This window comes from Bacillus sp. IBL03825, from assembly GCF_024712505.1.
Lineage (GTDB): Bacteria > Bacillota > Bacilli > Bacillales > Bacillaceae_G > Bacillus_A > Bacillus_A wiedmannii.
This window is the reverse complement of the sequence record NZ_JAMXKE010000001.1, coordinates 3717420-3738668: the sequence shown is the minus strand read 5'-3', so window position 1 is coordinate 3738668 and position 21249 is coordinate 3717420. Positions and strand designations below refer to the sequence as shown.

Genomic DNA, 21249 nt, shown 5'->3' with positions numbered 1-21249 from the left:
TTATATGACATTGCATCATATGTTATAAGAGAGTGAAAGGGAGCAACTGTAATAAGTTGCTCCCTTTTCGTATTTAGATTATTTTTCAGTCTCTTTAATTTTAGTTTGTACTTTGCCAGTTTTAATTTTATTACTTTCTGAGAAACGTAATAAATCGCCTTCAATAATTTTGTCGGACATTCGTAATTCATTTTGTGCACGGTTAATGAGTGCTTGTGCTTCTTTTTTTGGTAAATCTACAATTTCACCTGTTATGCGGTCATAGAAAGTATTGTTTGTGTATGCATACTTGTCTGTAATAAAGCTACCATCACGTAAAACGACAAAACCGGCATATTCATCTGAAAACATATCATGACCAAAACGGATATCGTTCGTAGTATCAATCCCTAATAAATTTAGAATAGTAGGTTTCATATCGATTTGTCCCGTAGGCTTTGAAATCGTTTGACCTTCTGTTTGGCCAGGTACATGAATATATAAAGGTGTGCGTTGTAAATTTAAAGTATCAAATTCTGTTATTTGATCTTTTTCTAAAAACTGTGCCATTGCACGATTATGTTTTTCAGAAATACCATAATGATCACCATACAACACAATAATAGAATCATCATACATTCCTTCGGCTTTTAAACGCTCAATAAACTTTTTAATTGATTCGTCTAAGTAACGTGCTGTTACGATATAACGATCAAATACGCCATTACCAGAGTTATATGGTTCAATGAATTTTGTATCTTCATCATACGTAAATGGATAATGGTTCGTTAACGTAAGGAAACGAGCGTAAAATGGTTGATCAACAGTTTTTAATATATCTACTGATTGATCGAAGTATTCGATATCTTTTAATCCCCAATTTAAATTTGTTTCGGGTGTAATTTTGTAATCAAGTTCGTTATAGTAACGATCATAACCAAGAGCGGAGTACATAATATTACGATTCCAAAATGTTGCGTTATTCGCATGGAATACAGAAGTGAAATAACCTTGCTGACGTAAAATTTCTGGAGTCGCAGTATAATCATTGTTACCGTGTGTGAAAAATACAGCTCCTCGATTTAATGGATACAATGACGTATCGATTAGAAATTCAGAATCGGATGTTTTTCCTTGCCCAGTTTGGTGGAAAAAGTTATCGAAGTAATAGCTTTCATTTATGAATTCATTCAAGAATGGTGTAACTTCTTGACCGTTAACTGATGCGCCTATTAAAAAGGTTTGTAGGGATTCAAGAGTGACAACAATTACGTTTTTTCCTTTTGCTGCACCAAACATGTTAGGGTTTGGCTCACTTTGGTTTGCCTTTACGTAGTTTTCAGTTTCTTGTAATTTACTACTATCAGCAAGTGCTTTTTGTGATCCTGCTTTTACTTGTAGTGTTAAATCATATACTTGATGAGTGTATAGTCCCAAATTTTTAACAAGCATGACTCGGTCGAATGATCTCGTTAATAGTTCAGGGCGTTCTTTTTCTGCAAGGTGTAGATTCGCAAAAAATACACCAAACGTTAAGAGAAAATATAACAAGCGTGCCGGATGAGTTACACGTCCTGTTTGGAAGACTAGTGCCTTCTTCTTTAACAAAATAAAGAAGAAAATAATGTCTACGAAAGCGAGTATAATTTTATAGTTCAATATTTCTATAATACTGCCGCCTAATTGGCCAAAGTTTGATGTTTGTCCAAGTACTGGTAACGTTACGAAATCACTATAAAAATCATAGAACATTACATTCCCAACAAGTATGATTGTTAATAAGAGATTAATACATAGCGCTATATAATTTCGCTTTTCACCAGTTGCAAATAATGCTAATCCGACAAAAGCTAATGATGCAGCGAGAGGGCTAATAAACAAAATAAGCTCTTGCGTTGAAGACTCAATTTTTAAATCAAAACTGAATCTTGTAATAAGATATGTTTTTAACCATACTGCTAAAGCAATTATTAAAACAAAGCTTATATTTTGCATTTGTAAATTGATTTTATTTTTCATTTTTACACCTTCTTTATACAATTTATTTAACTTGTGTTATATATTATATTTTCATAACTATTAGAGTGTAATGTACCATTTAATGGTTTCTAAAGGTAACAATATGAAGTATTCATATACGTACAATGAGGAATTTTAAAGCGCAAATCTATTTTGGGAAACAGAACAGAAAAAGTCATAGTTGTAGTAAAAAATACTTATAGACATCCTAACATATTAAACACTATGATGATGTTACAAAATACCGAACAAATGAAAGTGGAAATGAATAGAGGCTTTTAAAACTGTTGACATTCAATTTTTTAGAATTGAATGTCGATAGTTTTACCATACATAGTTATGTTAAATATGTATCTCGTAAAATCCCGATTTTTGGCGGGATAATCATTAGCGGGGGAAGGACAAGGTACATAAATAAAGCGTTATGGAAGTTAAAATATTTGATTGATATCTTAATGAAAGAAATTAAATATGAGATAAATATTTTCCAACATACAACCCACTTGCAGCAGCTTGAGATAATGAATGAGTGACGCCTGAACAATCTCCAACTAAAAATAGTCCATGCATACTTGTTTCAAAATGGTTATTGATTTTTATCGTAGGAGCATAGAACTTTCCGTCAATTCCATATAACAAAGTATCTTTATCGATCGGTTCTTTGATAAATCGTTCTAAGCGTAATAAAAACTCTTTTAGTCCTTCAATATATAATGGGGGAATTTCTGTATTCAAATCTCCATAATCTCCTTGTAGTGTAGGTTGTATACGGTTATGTTTCATGTCGTTCTTTATTGTAGGTTGTTTATTTAGTAAGTCCTCTAAGCGCTGTATAACAATCCGATCTCGTCCTTGGTTAATGTTTTTTATAATTGAACTTGCGTATACATTTGCTTCTTTGAGAGTTGAAAAATAGCGCGGGATAAATAAAGTGAAATTTAAGTTAGGTGTGCCAGTTCCTTCCTCTCGAAAATTTTGACCGTCAGGCATAACTAAACCTTCTTCGTACTTTCTAATGATGCGTCCTTTTGGATTCATACAGTACGTAGTTGCGGTGAAGTGTTCATGCTCATAAGAAAGTTTTGTCTCAAATGTATCTTTTAATATAGAACGTAATTGGTGTTCTTTCATCTCTACTCTAATCCCTAAATCTACACGAGTTTGCTCCTGAGAAATTTTAAGAGAAGTGCACATTTCTTTTAACCAATCCGCTCCGGAACGCCCAGTTGCAAACACTAGTTGCTTAGATTCAACTATTCCTTCATTTGTCTCTATTGTAAAATGATCTTTCTGTTTCATAATATGTTGTACATCTATATGAAATTGAATATTTATTTTTGTAAGTAAAAATTCATAGAGCTGCTGAAAAATGTCACTTGAAAGGGTAGTACCAAGATGCCTTACTTCTGTTGTTAGCATTTGTAAACCACACGTTTCAGCTCTCTTATTGAGATTTGGATTTTCTGTAGAGTATTTTGAAACAGAACTTCCTCCGAACTGACATAGAATTTCATCTACTTCAGCCATGAGTTGAATAAAGCTTTCTTTACCGACTTTTTGCTCAAGTTCTCCGCCAAATCCGTTTGTATAATTAAATTTCCCTTCAGATTTTCCTAAACCACCAAACCCGAAATATTTATCACATGTAGTACAAGTACACACTTTTCCTTCGTCTAAAGGACAATGGCGATCTTCTAGCGCTTTACCTTTATCAAGAATTAAAACCTTTTTGTTACTTTTAGCTAGTGAATAAGCCATAAAAATGCTACTTACTCCAGCACCGATAATTGTAACATCATACATATTTTTTCACCTGCTAACGAATAGTTTGTTTTTATTTTTCTAGTGTATAACAATTTTATGAAGTTAAGAAATAGCTTTTATTAATAAAGAGGGAGTTTTTGAACTGGATGCTTTTTTAATTTCTCCGAGTGGTGGGGTAAATACAAATGTTTTTATTTGAAAGAAGAAATAGTTTTAAATGATCACTATGTCATATGATTAATAAAATCTAACATATAAAAAACAGACCTTCCAAGTGAAGAGGTCTGTTTTTTATATGTTATTTAGCAAACACATGGTTACCAATTACTGCTACTGTTTGACGTGTCGTAATCCATTTGTCTGTTGATGTTTTCGGATTGTAGAAATAAAGCCAATCAGAATGTATTCCATTTGTGGAGATAGCTTCTTCTACTGCCATTTTTGCTTCTGGGCTTGCAGGATGATTGATTCTTCCATCTGTAACAGGAGTAAAGGCATATCCGTATTTAATAGGTTCATAAATAACGCCTGTTATTGTATTTGGAAAACCTTTTGCATTTACACGATTTAGTATAACTTTTGCTACAGCCACTTTTCCTTTATAGGATTCGCCACCTGCTTCAGCGGTAACTAAGCGTGCCATTAAGTCTTTTTCTTTTTCTGAAATGCTTGAGTTAATTTTTAGATGTTGCCCTGTATAAAGCTTGTTTCCGACTGTATTGTTAATTTGTTTTATAGATTGAACGGTAACATTGTAACGCTTTGCTATCGTTTCTAATGAATCTCCCTGTTGTACTTGATAAATAATTTGTCCAGATATGTTCGCAGGTTTGGCGTTTTGACGAACGGTGATTTCATTTGAGTTCGTAGACCCTGGAATATGTAACTGTTCACCAATAAAAGCTTGGTCGTTTCCTTTATTATTAGCCTGTTTAATGGATTGTATTGAAACTCCGTATTGTTTACTAATGCCCCAAAGTGTATCATTCTTTTTTACTGTATGAATGGTAGATGCTTCAGCTATGCCTTGATTACATACGAATGTAATTGCCGCTGCAGATAAAGGGAGTATATGTTTTATTTTTAATAATTTCATTGTAAATCCTCCTAGAAAAAATTAAGGTGAAACTGTTAAGTAATGTAGTTCAGAATATCTATGTATAATATTTTAATATAAGTATATTAGCACGTATAAAATAAATAATCATCATAAGTTTTTTATTTATGCAGTGTAGAGTCCAAATATGAAATATTGCATATGAAAATACATTGAAGTTCATATTGCTGATTACTATAATCTATTTAGTAGAAAGGTAACTTTATATGTTATAGAAGTTAAATCATTATAGATTGATATAATGATTTTTAAGTTGGAGGAGTGATGTAATGAATATCTTTAAAAGAATATCTGTTTCAGCTGTAATCATTTCAACATTTTTAGGAATAGGGGACACTGTCAATATTGTAAATGCTGATTCTATAGAACAGCAGAGTAAATTAGGGATAGAACAAGAAACAGATAAACAAATCATTGTAAAATTCAATGCGGATTTGAAATTACCATATGAAGATGGTATTGAAAAACAGATACAAGCTCAAGCAAGTGATAAAGTACTAGAAGATCTTTTGGTAGAATATCCAGATGTAACATTCACTCGTTTATTCACATCTGTAAGTCCAGAAGAAATACAAGATCTTGAAGTGAAAGCACCCAATAATGTATCTACAAGTTTATTAAACTACTATATTCTTCAAACTCAAAATGGTGGGCAGAAAGAAGAACTAGTAGATAAGTTAAAGGCATCTTCTTTAATAGAAGATGTGTATATGAAAAAACAAGAAAAAATAACGCCACCGGAAGTACAACCATTAAGTGTATCTTTTAATCCTAATAACAATCCTAGATATAAAAAACAAGGTTACCTTGAAGCAGCACCATACGGTATTAATGCGCCTTTCGCCTGGGGAGTTCAAGGCGGTAATGGAAATGGTATAACTTTTGTTGATATGGAATATGGATGGTTATTAAATCATGAGGATTTAGTACATCAAAATATTGAATTAATGTCTGGAAGAAATATAGATCAGCATGTTGGACATGGGACGTCTGTACTAGGAATTGTATCCTCCGAAGATAATGAAGTGGGGAATATTGGGATTGCGCCAAAAGCGAAAGCGAAAGTGATTTCTCAAATAAGAGATAACGGACAGTATAATACAGCTGATGCAATATTAAGTGCTGTAAATCATTTAGAAGCTGGGGATGTTTTATTATTAGAGGCACAAGCTTCCTTTGATGGATATGGTGATAAATATTTACCTGTTGAAGTACAACCAGATATCTTTGATGCAATTCGTGCTGGTACAGATAAAGGTGTTGTAATTATAGAGGCTGGAGCAAATGGCTGGAATGATTTAGATCAATTTAAAGATAGAAATGGTAAACAAGTTTTAAATCGTAATAGTAAAGATTTTAAAGATTCAGGTGCAATTATGGTAGGAGCGGGCTCTTCAACATTCCCTCATGAGCGTATGTGGTTTTCAAATTATGGAAGTCGGATTGATGTGTACGGGTGGGGAGAAAATGTAGATACAACTAAAGCCGAGCAAAGTAGAAGTGCTGTAAATCTTTATACTACAAGCTTTAGTGGAACATCTAGTGCTTCGCCAATTATTGCTGGGGCAGCGACTTTAGTACAAAGCATTGCTAAAAAAAATTCAGGACAACCGTATAGACCGAGTGAATTAAGAACGATATTAAGTAACCATAACACTGGAACGAAATCTAAAAATCCATATGCAGATAAAATTGGTGTTTTACCAGATTTGAAGTCTATACTAGTAAACTTAGGGTATGAACAAAGAGAGCCGAACGGTGGGAATGAGTTACAAGTAACAGAAAATGAACCAAATAATGAACCTAGACAGGCAAATAAAGTTAACTTTCATACACCAATGAAAGGAACACTACATAATCGTGATAAGGTAGATGTATTTACTTTCCAAATTGACTCACCAGAGAATATTAATATTTCTCTACTAAATGAACAAAACATTGGAATGACATGGGTACTTCATCATGAATCAGATTTAAACAACTATGTAGCATATGGTGAAAATGAAGGGAATGTAGTTAAGGGAACTTATAATGCAAAGCCAGGTAAATATTATTTATATGTTTATAAGTATGAGAATAAAGATGGTTCATATATATTGAATATAAAATAAACGAAAGGAACTTCAGATGAAGTTCCTTTAAATTTTTCTAATTCAGTATATGTGAATGATTTTTTAACTTTACTTCTATGCAATATTTCATATTGATGAAATATTATTTATTTTTTACTCACCAGATTATATTATATTCAATAAGTTTGATGTAAAACAGAAAAAGGAGGAATAATAATGAGCAATAAGAAGTTTATTTTGAAATTATTCATATGTAGTATGATATTTATCACATCTGTATTTGCTTTACATGATAAGCAAGTCGTTGCAGCTAGTTCTGTTATTGAACTTGAAAATTGGTCAAAATGGATGCAACCTATACCTGATAACATCCCGTTAGCACGAATTTCAATTCCAGGAACACATGATAGTGGTACGTTCAAATTACAAAATCCAATAAAGCAAGTATGGGGAATGACGCAAGAGTATGATTTTCGTTATCAAATGGATCATGGAGCTCGCATTTTTGATATAAGAGGCCGTTTAACAGATGATAATACGATAGTTCTTCATCATGGGCCATTATTTCTTTATGTAACACTGCATGAATTCATAAACGAAGCGAAACAATTTTTAAAAGATAACCCAAGTGAAACAATTATTATGTCTTTAAAAAAAGAGTATGAGGATATGAAAGGGGCAGAAGGTTCATTTAGTAATACGTTTGAAAAAAATTATTTTGTTGATCCTATCTTTTTAAAAACAGAAGGAAATATAAAACTTGGAGATGCTCGAGGGAAAATTGTACTACTAAAAAGATATAGTGGTAGTAATGAATCTGGAGGGTATAATAATTTTTATTGGCCAGATAATGAGACGTTTACGACAACTGTAAATCAAAATATAAATGTAACAGTACAAGATAAATATAAAGTGAGTTATGATGAGAAAGTAAAATCTATTAAAGAGACGATAAATGAAACGATTAACAATAGTGAGGATTTAAATCATCTATATATTAATTTTACAAGCTTGTCTTCTGGTGGTACAGCATGGAATAGTCCATATTATTATGCCTCTTATATAAATCCCGAAATTGCGGCATATATTAAACAAGAGGATCCCAAAAGAGTTGGTTGGGTGATCCAAGATTATGTTAGTGATAAGTGGTCACCGATTCTCTATCAAGAAGTTATAAGAACTAATAAGTCACTTTAAGTTTCACCATAATTTCATAGAAACAATGTAACGCTATTAAAAGTCTTGTGGAATTCCCATAAGACTTTTTAGTATTTAATATTATGAGAATCAAAGTTCTTTGAATAGGTTTATATAGTTAATATAATAATTTAATACGGTTATAAAATCGACACGAAAAAAATTGTCGATAAATGTCGATTAATATTGTAATATAAAACATATAAGTATAATATACAGATGAGGTGGATTTATTGTCTTTTATTAAAAATAGTAAAATTGGAACGAAATTAAATGTGTTAGTCATTATATCGAGTTTGGCGTGCATCATGTTATCTTCTCTGGGGTTTCTAGGGCTTCAAAAAGGTGAAAATACATCTTCTAGTATGTATGACGAAAGGCTATTACCAATTGAATGGATAGGAACTGTAGAATCAAATTTTTACCATGTGAATATGAATTTTATGGAGATTATGATATCGAAAGATGAAAAAAGAATGAAAGAACTAATAACAGAAATGGATAAGACTAGGAAAGAAAATGATGAGTTATTAAAACAATTTGAAACTAGAATTAGTTCTCATAAAGAAAAGGGCTTGTATAATGCATTTCAAAGTCAATTCAAAGATTTAAGAATACAAATGAAGAAAGCACAGGACTTGGGACTGACTAATAATGAAGAAGCGTATAGCTATTATTTAAAAGAAATTGAGCCTAATATGGGAAAAACAATTCAGTCTATCCGTGAACTTATTTTATATAATAATACCGCGGCTGAACAACTACAAAAAGAGAATATCAATAGTGTGAAAAATACGATAATAACATTTGTAATTATTTCATTTGTTGGAATCATAATAATTATTTTTATTGGTTTTATAATAAAAAATGTTATAAAAAAACCAATTGTATTATTACAAAAAGATATGGAACGAGTATCTGCTGGAGATTTAACAATTCGAACTTCTTATAAATCCGAGAACGAATTAGGCCATATTGTACAATCCTTTAATAGTATGTTAGATAACTTGCAACAATTAGTCGGTCAGGTGAAGGTTACAGCGAAAGAAGTGATTATTTCAACTGAAAATATGTTACAAGAGACAAAAACGGCAGCACATATATCAAACGAGGTTGTTCGAACTACTTCTGAAATAAATAAAGAAATAGAGGGACAAGTGACTAGTATTCAAGAAAGTTCAACTTCGATGGAAGAAATTGCAACTGGAGTTCAAACAGTAGCTGAATCTTCAGCGATGGTTGCTGAAGTTGCTGTTACAACAATAGACCAAGCAAATTCTGGTAGTGAAGTTATAAAACAATCTATTCGTCAAATGAATAGTGTGAATGAAGTTGTTGAAGAAACTTCTAAGGTCATTGATAGACTTGTTACGCGGACACAACAAATTGAAGAAGCGCTAGATGTTATTACTAATATTGCAGAACAAACGAATTTACTGGCCTTAAACGCTGCAATTGAGGCAGCACGCGCCGGAGAAAATGGAAAAGGATTTGCAGTAGTTGCAGCTGAAGTAAGAGGTCTGGCTGAGAAATCTAAAACATCTGTAAATGATATAAATAATTTAATACGTTTTATACATCAAGATACACAGGATACAGTTCATGTAATGAAAAAAGGTCAACAACAGGCTAGTGGTGGTAAAGAAGCGGCACATAAGGCAGAACTCGCTTTTTCATCTATTATGCAAGATATTAATAGAATAACGTCCCAAATTCAAGAAGTGTCTGCTGCCACAGAAGAAATGTCTGCTGGGACAGAAGAAGTGAATGCCTCTTTATCAATAGTTTCTGAAACTGCAACACAAGTCGCACAAGAAACGAATCGAACGGTACAATCAATTCAAGCACAAGCCACATTGATTCAAGAAATAACGACGAAATCTAATGAAATGAAAAAGAAAGTCGAAAATTTAGAAATGCTCATTTCACAATTCATTATTGAAGAATAAGTTTGTTAACATTTATCAGTAGTATAAACTTTAAGATACTCAATATAGTGCTGCGTTGCACAATTTGAAAAAGGACCTTCATAGGTTCTTTTTTTGTAAATGGTGTGAATGCTATGTTTAATTATAGTGAAAAACAGAAACTTATTATATAATAATTATTTAAATTTGTACCTACAAATTTTATATGTAATAATGAATTTGATTTATTCTAATGAAATGGAGGTATATACTATGAAGTTTCCACATGATTTTTTATTCGGAGCTGCTTCAGCTTCTTATCAAGTAGAAGGTGCATGGAATGAGGATGGAAAAGGTGTTACGAATTGGGATGAGTTTTCAAAAATTCCTGGCAAAACATACAATGGAACAAATGGTGATGTAGCGGTTGATCATTATCATCGATATAAGGAAGATGTTCGTTTAATGGCTGAGATGGGATTGGAATCATATCGTTTTTCGATTTCTTGGGCGAGAATATTGCCGACTGGAGATGGAGAGGTAAATGAAAAAGGCATTAAATTTTATAACAATTTAATTGTTGAATGTTTAAAGTACGGGATTGTACCGTTTGTCACTTTATATCATTGGGATCTACCATTACCGTTAGAAAAGGATGGTGGGTGGACGAATAAACGAACAGCAGATGCTTTTGTAAAGTATGCCGAAATTTGCTTTAAGGCATTTGGTGATAGAGTGAAACATTGGATTACTTTTAATGAAACCGTAATGTTTTGTGGATTAGGCTATTTAAAAGGTGCACATCCACCAGGAATACAAAATGATGTTCCAAAGTATTTTCAAGCGACTCATTATGTATTTTATGCGCATGCGAAAACAGTTGCGGTGTACAAGCAGCTGAAACAATATGGGGAGATTGGGATTACACATGTTTTCTTACCTGCTTATAGTGTGGATGATGAAAAAGAAAATATACTAGCAGCAAATCATGCGAATGAATATGAAACGTATTGGTATTATGATCCAGTTTTAAAAGGTGAGTACCCACCTTATGTTGTTCAACAATTAAAGGAAAAAGGGTGGACTCCTAATTGGACGGTTGAAGAATTAGAAATCATTAAACAAAATGCCGAAAAGAATGATTTTATTGGCTTGAATTATTATCAACCAATACGAGTAGAAAGATACGATATGGATATAAAGAGCGATGAGCATTCTCGAGAAAACTCAACACTTGCTCCAGGTAATCCTTCTTTTGATGGTTTTTATCGAACAGTAAAAATGGATGATAAAACATATACAAAATGGGGATGGGAAATATCTCCCGAAGGTTTCTTAGATGGATTGCATATGTTGAAAGAGCGTTACGGTGACATAAAGATGTATGTAACGGAAAATGGACTTGGTGATGAAGATCCAATCATTGAAGGAGAAGTTGTAGATGTTCCGAGAATTAAATTTATTGAAAAGCATTTAAAAATAATAAAGCGTGCAATTGAAGAGGGAATCAATTTAAAAGGTTATTATGCATGGTCAGTAATTGATTTATTAAGTTGGTTAAATGGATATAAAAAGCAATATGGCTTTATTTTTGTCGATCATAATGATAACTTAAAACGTAAGAAAAAACTTTCGTTTCATTGGTATAAACATGTGATCGAAACGAGAGGAGAAGAGTTATAACAGATAAAAGAGTATTTTAGGAGAAAGTGTATGAGTGCAAAGTATAAACAAATTGCAGATGTGTTAGAGCAAAACATTCGAGATGGGCTTTTTAATGAAACGAAAAAACTACCTACAGAAGAAGCGTTGATGAATCGATTTGAAGTAAGCCGTAATACGATACGTAAAGTAAGTAGCCAGCTTGTAAATAGAGGTTATATTTTTCAAGTGCAAGGTAGTGGTATGTTTTTACGCGAAACTTCTGTAACAGATTACATTAATTTAGGAAGTTTACGTGGATTAACGAAAAATCTCGTTTCGCAAAATATTAAAACGAGAGTGTTAGAGCTTGAAGTAATAGATGCGGATGAAGATATAGCAAAGCGGATGCAATGCGAAGCTGGAACTAGAATATATTTTTTGAAGCGTTTAAGAATTGTAGATGGTAAACCATTCTCTATTGAAGTAAGTTATTTCAAAAAGGATATTATTCCATATTTGAATAAAGAAATAGCATTAAGCTCTGTATACAGTTATTTCATTGAAGATTTACGATTAAATATTGGCTTTGCCGATAAAGTTATTAGTTGTGAAAAAGTAAATAAAGAAAACGCGCAGCTGTTAGAATTAAATGAAGGTGAGCCGGCGCTTCTTATTGAAAATACAGTATGTCTTGTAAACGGGACAATTTTCGAGTTATCTCAATCGATGTTTCATTATGAAAAGACTAAACTTTTAAATCGAATTAATTTCAAATAAAAAAAGAAAATAATTTATCGTGTGAAAAGCAACTGAGTCCAAAGTGATCAGTTGTTTTTTATTTTCAAAGTGGATGAGCAAAAAAACACAAAAGTGGTTGGTCCGTTTTTTGCAAACATACATTATGATAAGAGAAGAAAGGTAGTATGTTATTAATGTTTTAAAGAGGAAGTTCTTTATTAAAATAGATTGTCTTTAGAGAGGTGAAAATACAATGAGTTTTGCAATTTCACTAGTGGTTATTATTGTAATTGTATCGCTGTTTGGGACCGTGCTAGTTGCACGAAATGTGGAGGAGAATTACGGCAAGTCTACAAAGAGAAATGTGAAAAACTTATCAACTATTTATATTCTCCTTCTTTTCGTACTACTTGTTGGGGTAACGTGGTATGCGGTAGTGATTTAATAGTTTTGAAAGAAAAAGGTTAATATTGTGTATGATGGAGGAGTATGATTTTGATAAAAAATGAACGCCACGTTTTAATTGTATTTCCGCATCCAGATGATGAGTCATATTGCGTGGCAGGTACAATTTTAGCTTATGCGCAGCGAAATGTTCCTCTTACTTATGTTTGCTTAACGTTAGGGGAAATGGGGAGGACGATGGGAAATCCTCCTTTTGCAACACGTGAATCATTATATGTTATAAGAGAGAAGGAACTAAAGAGGGCTACAAATATTTTAGGGATTAAAGATGTACGTATGATGGGATATCGTGATAAAATCCTGGAATTTGAAACTCCCGGAGAGTTAAGATGTGTAATACAAAAATATGTAGAAGAATTGAATCCTTCGTTAGTCATTTCTTTTTATCCGGGATATGCGGTTCATCCAGATCATGATGCAACAGGAGAAGCGGTAGCAGAGGTGTTAGCTAATATTCCGGAATATAAAAGGCCAACATTTTATGCGGTAGCTTTTTCGAAGAATCATGAAGCGGAAATAGGTCCTCCGCATTTTAAAAATGAAGTGAAAGAATATGTTCCCAAAAAGTTAGAGGCATTGCAAGCACATGCATCACAATTTGCGACGAAAGTAACGGAACTAAAAAGAGAGTATGAAGAAGGTGTACCGGAAATAGTAGAGTGGTTAGAAAAGGAACCATTTTGGATATATTCATTCAAAGATAAGAGTAAGTGACGTTATAGCTGAAGGTGATGAATATGTATTTTGAATATAATAATTGGAAAATTTCTTACAATATAGAAGGGTCGGGCCCTGTTATATTGTTAATACACGGTCTTGGTGGGAACGCAAACAATTGGCTATATCAAAGGCAATATTTCAAAGAGAATTGGACGGTGATTTCTCTTGATTTACCGGGGCATGGGAAATCTGAAGGGCTGGAAATCCCTTTTAAAGAATATACAAATGTTTTGTATGAGTTATGCAGTTATTTAAAGCTACAAAAAGTAGTTATGTGTGGTCTTTCAAAAGGAGCTAGAGTCGGTATCGATTTTGCTATTCAATATCCAGGCTTTGTTTCTAGCTTAATTGTTGTAAATGCATTTCCCTATTTGGAGCCTGAAGATCGAAAAGAACGAATTGAAGTATATGATTTACTTAGCTTGCACGATGACGGAAAAACATGGGCGGATACATTATTGAAGGCGATGGGAGTAGCAGATAATGAAGTAATTGTCAGGGGATTTTATCAATCTTTACAGTCAATTAATTCGGTGCATATTCAAAGGTTATTTGCTGAATTAGTGGACTATGATCAAAGACCGTTTCTATCAAATATTTCATGTCCTATTTTAATTATAAGAGGGGAAAATGATGATTTTGTCCCTGAGAAATATGTAAGAGAGTTTGAACGACATTTGAAAAATACAACTTTCATTGAGTTGAAAAGTAGTGGTCACTTACCTTATTTAGAACAGCCGACTAGCTTTAATAGGACTGTAAAAATGTTTTTAAATCATGCGCTTAATTAATACTATTATTACAGTCAATACTGTTAGTAGGAAATCAAGTATATTTCGTTTTGAGAGGGGCAAGAAGGTGGAATGGAAACCAAATCGTGCAGATAAGACGCCTGTATATAAACAAATAGCGGATTATATTGAAAGGGGTATTTCTTCAGGTGAGTTTCCTTCTGACAGCAAGTTACCTTCTGAGCGTACGTTAGCGAAAGAATTACAGGTGAACCGAAGTACGATAGTAGCTGCATATGAAGAATTAAAATCACTGGGAGTAGTAGAACGGCAAAAAGGAAGCGGAACACGGGTAAATACAGACATATGGGGTGTTTCACATAAACGAATACCGAACTGGGGTAGGTACGTTGAGGATGGATCGTTCTTACCTAATGTACCACTCGTTCAACAAATTAGAACGGAAACACAAAAAGATGACTTAATTAATTTAGCGAGTGGTGAATTGTCACCAGAATTAATTCCGAGTGATAGATTCCGAACGATTTTGTCGGAGAAAACATTTATGGGGAACCTCGGTTATGACCATCCACTTGGAAATGAAATGTTGAGAAAAACAATTGCAGCACATGTTCAGCAATATAAACAAATTGAAGCGGATTCGAATTCTATCCTTATTACATCTGGCGCACAACAGGCACTTAATCTTATCGTTCAATGCTTATTAAAACCTGGCGATGCGATTGCAATTGAGGACCCTTCGTATTGTTTCTCATTGCCGATGTTTAAATCCGCTGGCTTAAAAATATTCCATTTACCTGTTGATCAGTATGGAATGAATCCAGATGATTTAATTGATTTGCATAAAAAGCATCGTATTCGTATGGTGTTTTTGAATCCAGATTATCAAAATCCAACGGGAACTGTGCTTTCATTGGCGAGACGTAAAAAAATTTTAGAACTGTCTTCTGAATTTGGGATACCGATTGTAGAAGATGATCCGTATAGTTTAACTTCATTTAATGGAGAAGTGAATCCAACATTAAAATCAATGGATCAAAACGGGAATGTTCTTTATATAAGTTCATTATCAAAAATTGTTGCATCAGGATTACGTATTGGCTGGGTAATTGGCCCTACACGTGTAATAGAACGTTTAGCAGATGCGAAGCAGCAAGTTGATTTTGGCCATAGTGTATTTACGCAGTGGGTGGCAAATCAGTTTTTAGAATCAGCAGATTTTCATGCACATATTGCAATGCTTCGTGAACAATTGAAAGAAAGAAGAGATGTGTTAATTAGAAAGCTCGAAGAAATATTGGGGGACCAGGTTGAATTTTTTGTTCCAGAGGGTGGAATACATTTATGGTGCAAAGTGCAAGGAACGTTTGATGAATATCATTTATTAGGCGAATCTATACGAAATGGTGTAGCGTTTGTCCCAGGAAGTGTTTTAGGTACTAAAAGTGAATATATTCGTTTTACTTTTGGAAGAGTAGATGTCGAACAAATTCAACTGGGAATCACGAGGTTTGCGGAAACATTAAACGAGATTTCATAATAGTGATGCATATTGAAATGAGGGAAAGAAATGAAGTACGTGACGCTTTTACTTCAAGTAGGCGTGCTATATGTATTTAGCTTAGTTGGTACGTGGATTCAGGAAGTATTCCATTTATCAATGCCAGGAAGTTTAATAGGGATGTTAATGCTGTTTTTACTCCTTGCTACTCGTATTTTACCATTAAAGTGGTTTGAGGAAGGTGCGGAAAAGTTAATTATATTTTTACCGTTATTTCTAATTCCTTCGACAACAGGGCTGATGGAATATGGGTCTTTTCTTTTCAGTAAGGGGAGTGTTATATTCCTTTTAGTAGTTGCAAGCACAATAGTAACATTGATTGTTTCAGGGTATATAAGTCAATTATTAGTAGCATCAAAAAAATAAAATCGACAAGGTGCAAGATGCAAATGGTCTTAATTATTATTACTGTAGTAATGTATGTATTGGCGACAAAGTTATATAAAAAAATTCCGTTTCCATTTACGTTACCGGTGTTAACAGTTACAGCAAGTATGATTTGCTTATTTCTGATTTTGGGTATTTCTCATCATGAGTATAGAGAAAATGGGGGAGACATTCTTTCCGGCTTATTGAGTCCTGCAATTGTAGCGTTAGCGATACCTTTATTTAAAGAGCGAAATATACTTATGAAAAATTTTTTGTCGATACTTATCGGCGTAGCGGTAGGTATAGTGGCTTTAACGAGTATGAATGTAGTGATAGGCGGAATGTTAAATATAGATAAGGAACTCATATTAACAACACTGCCGCAATTAGCGACGATGCCTATCGCCATTTCATTAGCGGATCAAATTGGTGGTATTCCATCTATGACTTCTAGTTTTGTAGTTGTAGCAGGAATAACAGGTGCTATTATCGGACCAACAGTACTTAAGTTTTTCCGTATAACAAGTACGATTGGAAAAGGAGTGGGGATGGGCTGCGCATCACATATTATTGGTGTGAGCCGTCTCGTGAAGGAAGGCGAGAAAGAGGCGACGATCGGTTCAGTGACGATGATTGTAACCGGAATACTCATTAGTATATTTATACCTTATGGAACGAAATTTATATTTTAAAATATAATGGAGATGATGAAAATGACAACATGGTTTATAGTTACATTATTTATTTTTGGCGCTCTTAAAGTACTAGTTTCTAGTATGCCAACTTCTGTTGTAGAATCAATTATTAGTAGATTTGAATTGCATCAAAAACTTGAAGAAGAGAATACCTCTATATCGATAGATGGAAAAAATATAGTGGGAGAAATGAAACTACAAGTTATTCATGAATTTAATGAGGCTTTATTTTTAGATAAACATTATTTCCCACCGCACGGGGAAGGAACACCAATCGTTATTAATACGAAGAAAGGGAATAAAGAGATTAGATTTTCTCTGTATAGCCATGAGGAACATGTTGATGTAATCAAGCAATATAAGAAGAAAATCGTTGCCTATCGTTTACGTTCAAAAAGTCTTCAAAATCCTATATCATTAACAATAACTGAAGATTATGCTTAAGAAGAGATCGATTATGGTCTCTTTATTTTTGTATGAAATGATATGTTTTCAAAATAAAAGAAAAGAAAATCATATAGCCAAATAAAGAGTATGTATGATTCCAATCTACGCTATGAATAAAGAAACCGAATCTTTCTGCAATCTGTTCAAAAATACTAGCACAAATACCTATTGAAACAATAAATAAAATTCTAGAAACTGCAGATAATGTTTTTGAAATTTGTATGAAAAGCGTTGTTAAAATCGGTAGTACAAACAAAGTAAAGCCAATGTTAACTGAAAATATGGATGAGAATGGTCTAACGGGAAAGGAATAGATTTGTTTTGCAACAAAGAAAGCATCTAAGCAAGTGCCGATAATAGAAGAGAGTAAGATTGTAACTGCTAATGCTAGAAAATCATTCTTCTTCTCGAAGGAGGACGTTTTTCTTTGCAAGAATTGCCAACTCAATTTTTTCGAGTGTTTTACAGTAGTCTTCTGTAATTTGTCCATTTATATTTTCCTCCTTATCTACTAAGTAATTTACAACTTGCCAGTCCGTAAACCAATCTTCACTGTCAACTTCTTCATGCTTCATATCTCGCCATGCATAGATAAGTGCAGGACTGTATATACGATAGGTGCCAGTACGCAACTGGCATTTCTTTATTCGACGTTTATAAAACTCACGGGAAAAAGATTCATTTACACTTGAGAATAAATGGGGCCAGTAATCTTTCCTTGATCCTGTATGCGGATGGTGCTGGGCCCAGCTTATTATTTGAGATAAAACATGTGTGTCTCGAAATAATAATGAATACAACCTTTTTCCAATTAAGATTCGTTCGTGTAAGGAAGTAAAATGTTTCATTGTATCACCAAATAGTAATACTTTGTGTTTCTTATCATTTTCGTAGAATGGGAAAAGGATATGATTAAACTGAAAGAAATCAAAGAGTTTAAATCCAATACTATTAAGTACAGTCTTTTTAAATTGTATATTTTGAATCACTCTTTTTTCTAAGTAGTTTTGTTCATTAATAATAGTTGCAATAGCTAATGTTTTTTTGTTACCTGTTTTCCAAAAATCGTTCCACATCGTTTCCATAAATGTAGAAACATTTAGGTGAGGGAGAAGGTGAAATAGCTTTTGTGCTCTTTTTACACTTTGTTCATAAAGCAGAAATTGAGGATATACATCTTGGAAAATAAGCCAATTTCCTCTTTCTAAAAAAGAAAAAAATGTGATTTGATCTTTCTCTGATAAAATTTTCGTATATAAATCGCCCTTTAAATCAGTCATATTCCAACCGCCGTTACGTGATACCATATGCCCAAGTAGTGCCCAATGTATTTCTGGATATTGAATGTAAAATTGGTAGTATGCGCGTGTTCTTGTCACATTATTTTTATTTAGTTGTTCTGTTTGTATTTTTATGTTGTTGATGATGAGTTGCTCTTCTTTCGTTAATTTATACATCGTGCCAGAATGTATGAGTTTGCTTTTTTGTTTTAATTCATTTTTTACATCAAATAGGGAGAGAGGCAGTGCTTTGGAAGGTCCGTTATCTGTATGATTTGAATTGCTTCGGTACATTCCGTTACCTCCATTTTTCATAAATTTAAACATGATTATTGGCTATGAATCATTCTATTTATTTTATTACGAGTATAAGAAATAAATGAGCGGTGTTTTTTACAAAGGTTTAGTTATCATGCAAAAAGTATAAAAAATCTTACTGTTGTGAGGTGAAATAAAAAAACAGAAACTATTTTTAATAGTTTCTGTTTTTTTATTTTGTCAATTAAATGTAACAAACGACGATTATGATTTAAATCAATTGAAAATAATTCAATAAATTTTATAAATACTATATGAATTGAAATGTTTGGTAGGAGGAAAAGAGATGCTGAATAAAATAATTTTAATTACTGGTGGTACAGGTTCGTGGGGACATGAACTTATAAAACAACTATTAGAAAAATCCCCGAAAGAAATTAGGGTTTTTTCAAGAAATGAAACGGTTCAGTTTGAAATGCAGCAACAGTTTATAAATGATGATAGGTTAAAATTTATTATTGGAGATATTCGTGATAAAGATCAAATAGCCTATGCATGCCAAGGTGTACATTATGTATTCCATCTTGCAGCTTTAAAACATGTTCCAGTATGTGAGTATTATCCTTATGAAGCTATAAAAACTAATATACATGGTACACAAAATGTAATTGAAGCATCTATACAGATGCAAGTTGAGAAAGTTATATATGTTTCAACGGATAAAGCAGCTGACCCATCAAATACGTATGGGATGACAAAAGCAATTGGTGAGAAGTTAATGGTTCATGCGAATATGCAAACGAAGAAAACAAAATTTATTTGTGTTCGTGGTGGAAATGTTTTAGGGACGAGCGGAAGTGTGGTACCACTTTTTAAAAACCAAATTAAAAAATCTTCACAAGTAGGGATTACCGATGCAAATATGACTAGATTTTTCTTAACGATTGAAGATGCTGTTGGATTGTTATTTAAAGCCGTATATCAAGGTAGAGGTGGAGAAATCTTTGTCATGAAAATGCCAGCATGTAAAATAACAGATTTAGCAGAAGTGTTAATTGAAGATTCAAAAAAAGAAAACGTGAAGTTAAAAGAGATAGGGATAAGGCCGGGTGAAAAATTAAGTGAAATGCTTTTATCTGAGGTAGAGAGTAAAACAAGTATAAGCTTTGATCAAAATTATTTTGTGGTACTACCGACTATTCCTATAGAAGGGCTGCAAGAATATTATACTAGTTATCCGCTAGTAGATGTGAAGAGTTTTAGTTCTCAACAAGACTTACTTGCAAAACACGAGGTGAAACAAATGTTATTAAAAGGAGGGTTTTTACGATGAAAAAAAATGCGAAGCTCTTAATAACTGGTGCAAATGGCTTCACAGGACGCCATGCTTGCCAATATTTTTTAGAGCAGGGTTTTCATGTAATTCCCATGTTTCAAAATCGTGCGCATAGAGAAATAATTGGGAATGGTATTACTTGTAATTTAACTAATAAGAGCGAAGTAATGAAGGTAATGAAACAAATAAAGCCAGATTATGTATTGCATTTAGCAGGAAAGAATTCGGTCATAGAGTCTTGGACAGCCGCTCTTGAATATGTAGAGATTAATGTAATAGGGACATTATATTTATTAGAAGCAATTAAGCAAGAAGCACCTCATTGTAGGATATTGGTTATAGGATCTGCTTTGCAAGCAGATAGTATGAACAAAATAAAAATTTCAAATCCATATAGTTTAAGTAAAACGATGCAAATCATTATTGCAGAGGCGTGGAGTGAATTAATGAATTCAAATATTATCATTGCAAAGCCCTCGAATTTAATTGGTCCAGGAGTATCGAATGGTATTTGTTCTATTCTTGCAAAAAAAATGATAACTATAGAGTCGAACAAAAGTGAAGCAATTATTGAAGTAAACAGTTTGAAAGATAGTAGGGATTTTCTAGATGTACGTGATGCGGTTAAAGCGTATCATGTGTTATTACGAGATGGGATAAATGGAAAACAATATAATGTCGGGTCAGGAGTGAAACGATCTTTATTAGATGTACTAGAACAATACAAAGAATTAACACAGCTGAATTTTTCCATAAAAGAAGCCGAGCATAGTGGGAGCGAATCAAATGAGAGTTTAGTAATAGAGGATATAAAAAGGTTAGGTTGGCTCCCAGAAATTCAATTCCATCAATCATTAAAAGATGTACTCGAGTATGCGAAGTGTAGTGAAATCTGCATTCAATGAAAAATAAAAAGGGTGTAAGAAATA

General features: G+C 33.0%; 19 protein-coding genes. 14 read left to right on the top strand and 5 right to left on the bottom strand.

Annotated features, from left to right (window positions below; all coding sequences use genetic code 11):
• Window positions 1–78: 78 nt before the first annotated feature.
• The 3 genes from NHG49_RS19045 to NHG49_RS19035 all read right to left on the bottom strand — a co-directional run bounded on the left by NHG49_RS19045 (window position 79) and on the right by NHG49_RS19035 (window position 4858).
• Window positions 79–1998, bottom strand: coding sequence for an LTA synthase family protein (locus tag NHG49_RS19045; RefSeq protein ID WP_064475040.1), 1920 nt, complete (start codon window positions 1996–1998; stop codon window positions 79–81).
• Window positions 1999–2463: 465 nt separating this feature from the next.
• Window positions 2464–3801 (bottom strand): NAD(P)/FAD-dependent oxidoreductase, encoded by a 1338-nt coding sequence (locus tag NHG49_RS19040; RefSeq protein ID WP_258126432.1) that lies wholly within the window; start codon window positions 3799–3801, stop codon window positions 2464–2466.
• A gap of 259 nt (window positions 3802–4060) precedes the next feature.
• The gene (locus NHG49_RS19035) at window positions 4061–4858 is read right to left on the bottom strand and encodes a cell wall hydrolase (protein WP_064475041.1); all 798 of its coding nucleotides are present in this window, start codon (window positions 4856–4858) and stop codon (window positions 4061–4063) included.
• A gap of 290 nt (window positions 4859–5148) precedes the next feature.
• On the opposite strand from NHG49_RS19035, the gene NHG49_RS19030 reads away from it, so the two are divergent.
• The 12 genes from NHG49_RS19030 to NHG49_RS18975 all read left to right on the top strand — a co-directional run bounded on the left by NHG49_RS19030 (window position 5149) and on the right by NHG49_RS18975 (window position 17443).
• On the top strand, window positions 5149–6990 hold the full coding sequence (locus NHG49_RS19030) for a S8 family peptidase (RefSeq protein ID WP_064475042.1): 1842 nt from the start codon (window positions 5149–5151) through the stop codon (window positions 6988–6990).
• A 177-nt stretch (window positions 6991–7167) separates the two neighbouring features.
• Window positions 7168–8148 carry a phosphatidylinositol-specific phospholipase C gene (locus NHG49_RS19025; protein ID WP_064475043.1) on the top strand — a complete coding sequence of 327 codons (981 nt, stop codon included), beginning with the start codon at window positions 7168–7170 and terminating at the stop codon, window positions 8146–8148.
• 233 nt (window positions 8149–8381) lie between these two features.
• Window positions 8382–10097, top strand: a complete 1716-nt coding sequence (locus tag NHG49_RS19020; protein WP_064475044.1) for a methyl-accepting chemotaxis protein — start codon at window positions 8382–8384, stop codon at window positions 10095–10097.
• Between the two features lie 231 nt (window positions 10098–10328).
• Window positions 10329–11738 (top strand): glycoside hydrolase family 1 protein, encoded by a 1410-nt coding sequence (locus NHG49_RS19015; protein WP_258126431.1) that lies wholly within the window; start codon window positions 10329–10331, stop codon window positions 11736–11738.
• Between the two features lie 30 nt (window positions 11739–11768).
• Window positions 11769–12476 carry a GntR family transcriptional regulator gene (locus NHG49_RS19010; RefSeq protein WP_064469403.1) on the top strand — a complete coding sequence of 236 codons (708 nt, stop codon included), beginning with the start codon at window positions 11769–11771 and terminating at the stop codon, window positions 12474–12476.
• A gap of 214 nt (window positions 12477–12690) precedes the next feature.
• Window positions 12691–12882 (top strand): hypothetical protein, encoded by a 192-nt coding sequence (locus NHG49_RS19005; protein ID WP_000006469.1) that lies wholly within the window; start codon window positions 12691–12693, stop codon window positions 12880–12882.
• A 53-nt stretch (window positions 12883–12935) separates the two neighbouring features.
• Entirely contained in the window at window positions 12936–13616 is a 681-nt protein-coding gene (gene bshB2 / locus NHG49_RS19000; protein ID WP_258126870.1) for a bacillithiol biosynthesis deacetylase BshB2, read from the top strand.
• A 23-nt stretch (window positions 13617–13639) separates the two neighbouring features.
• A complete protein-coding gene (locus NHG49_RS18995; RefSeq protein WP_064475045.1) occupies window positions 13640–14413 on the top strand; it encodes an alpha/beta fold hydrolase in 774 nt (257 codons plus the stop codon).
• Between the two features lie 67 nt (window positions 14414–14480).
• The gene (gene pdxR, locus NHG49_RS18990; protein ID WP_064469404.1) at window positions 14481–15914 is read left to right on the top strand and encodes a MocR-like pyridoxine biosynthesis transcription factor PdxR; all 1434 of its coding nucleotides are present in this window, start codon (window positions 14481–14483) and stop codon (window positions 15912–15914) included.
• Between the two features lie 30 nt (window positions 15915–15944).
• Window positions 15945–16301: a CidA/LrgA family holin-like protein gene (locus NHG49_RS18985; RefSeq protein ID WP_000878487.1), complete on the top strand. Its 357-nt coding sequence runs from the start codon at window positions 15945–15947 to the stop codon at window positions 16299–16301.
• 23 nt (window positions 16302–16324) lie between these two features.
• Window positions 16325–16996, top strand: coding sequence for an LrgB family protein (locus tag NHG49_RS18980; protein ID WP_048545914.1), 672 nt, complete (start codon window positions 16325–16327; stop codon window positions 16994–16996).
• Window positions 16997–17017: 21 nt separating this feature from the next.
• Window positions 17018–17443 (top strand): YfmQ family protein, encoded by a 426-nt coding sequence (locus NHG49_RS18975; RefSeq protein WP_064469405.1) that lies wholly within the window; start codon window positions 17018–17020, stop codon window positions 17441–17443.
• A 22-nt stretch (window positions 17444–17465) separates the two neighbouring features.
• On the opposite strand, the gene NHG49_RS18970 is transcribed toward NHG49_RS18975, so the two are convergent.
• Both NHG49_RS18970 and NHG49_RS18965 read right to left on the bottom strand, forming a co-directional pair.
• Window positions 17466–17879 carry a CBO0543 family protein gene (locus NHG49_RS18970; protein ID WP_222660175.1) on the bottom strand — a complete coding sequence of 138 codons (414 nt, stop codon included), beginning with the start codon at window positions 17877–17879 and terminating at the stop codon, window positions 17466–17468.
• The gene (locus NHG49_RS18965) at window positions 17842–19020 is read right to left on the bottom strand and encodes a DUF2515 domain-containing protein (RefSeq protein ID WP_064469407.1); all 1179 of its coding nucleotides are present in this window, start codon (window positions 19018–19020) and stop codon (window positions 17842–17844) included. Before NHG49_RS18965 ends, NHG49_RS18970 begins: the two co-directional genes overlap by 38 nt.
• 310 nt (window positions 19021–19330) lie before the next feature.
• Between NHG49_RS18965 and NHG49_RS18960 the strand changes: the two genes are divergently transcribed.
• A complete protein-coding gene (locus NHG49_RS18960; RefSeq protein WP_064475047.1) occupies window positions 19331–20317 on the top strand; it encodes a UDP-N-acetylglucosamine 4,6-dehydratase family protein in 987 nt (328 codons plus the stop codon).
• The gene (locus NHG49_RS18955) at window positions 20314–21225 is read left to right on the top strand and encodes an SDR family oxidoreductase (protein WP_064475048.1); all 912 of its coding nucleotides are present in this window, start codon (window positions 20314–20316) and stop codon (window positions 21223–21225) included. The genes NHG49_RS18960 and NHG49_RS18955 overlap by 4 nt, the downstream gene beginning before the upstream one ends.
• Window positions 21226–21249 lie beyond the last annotated feature (24 nt).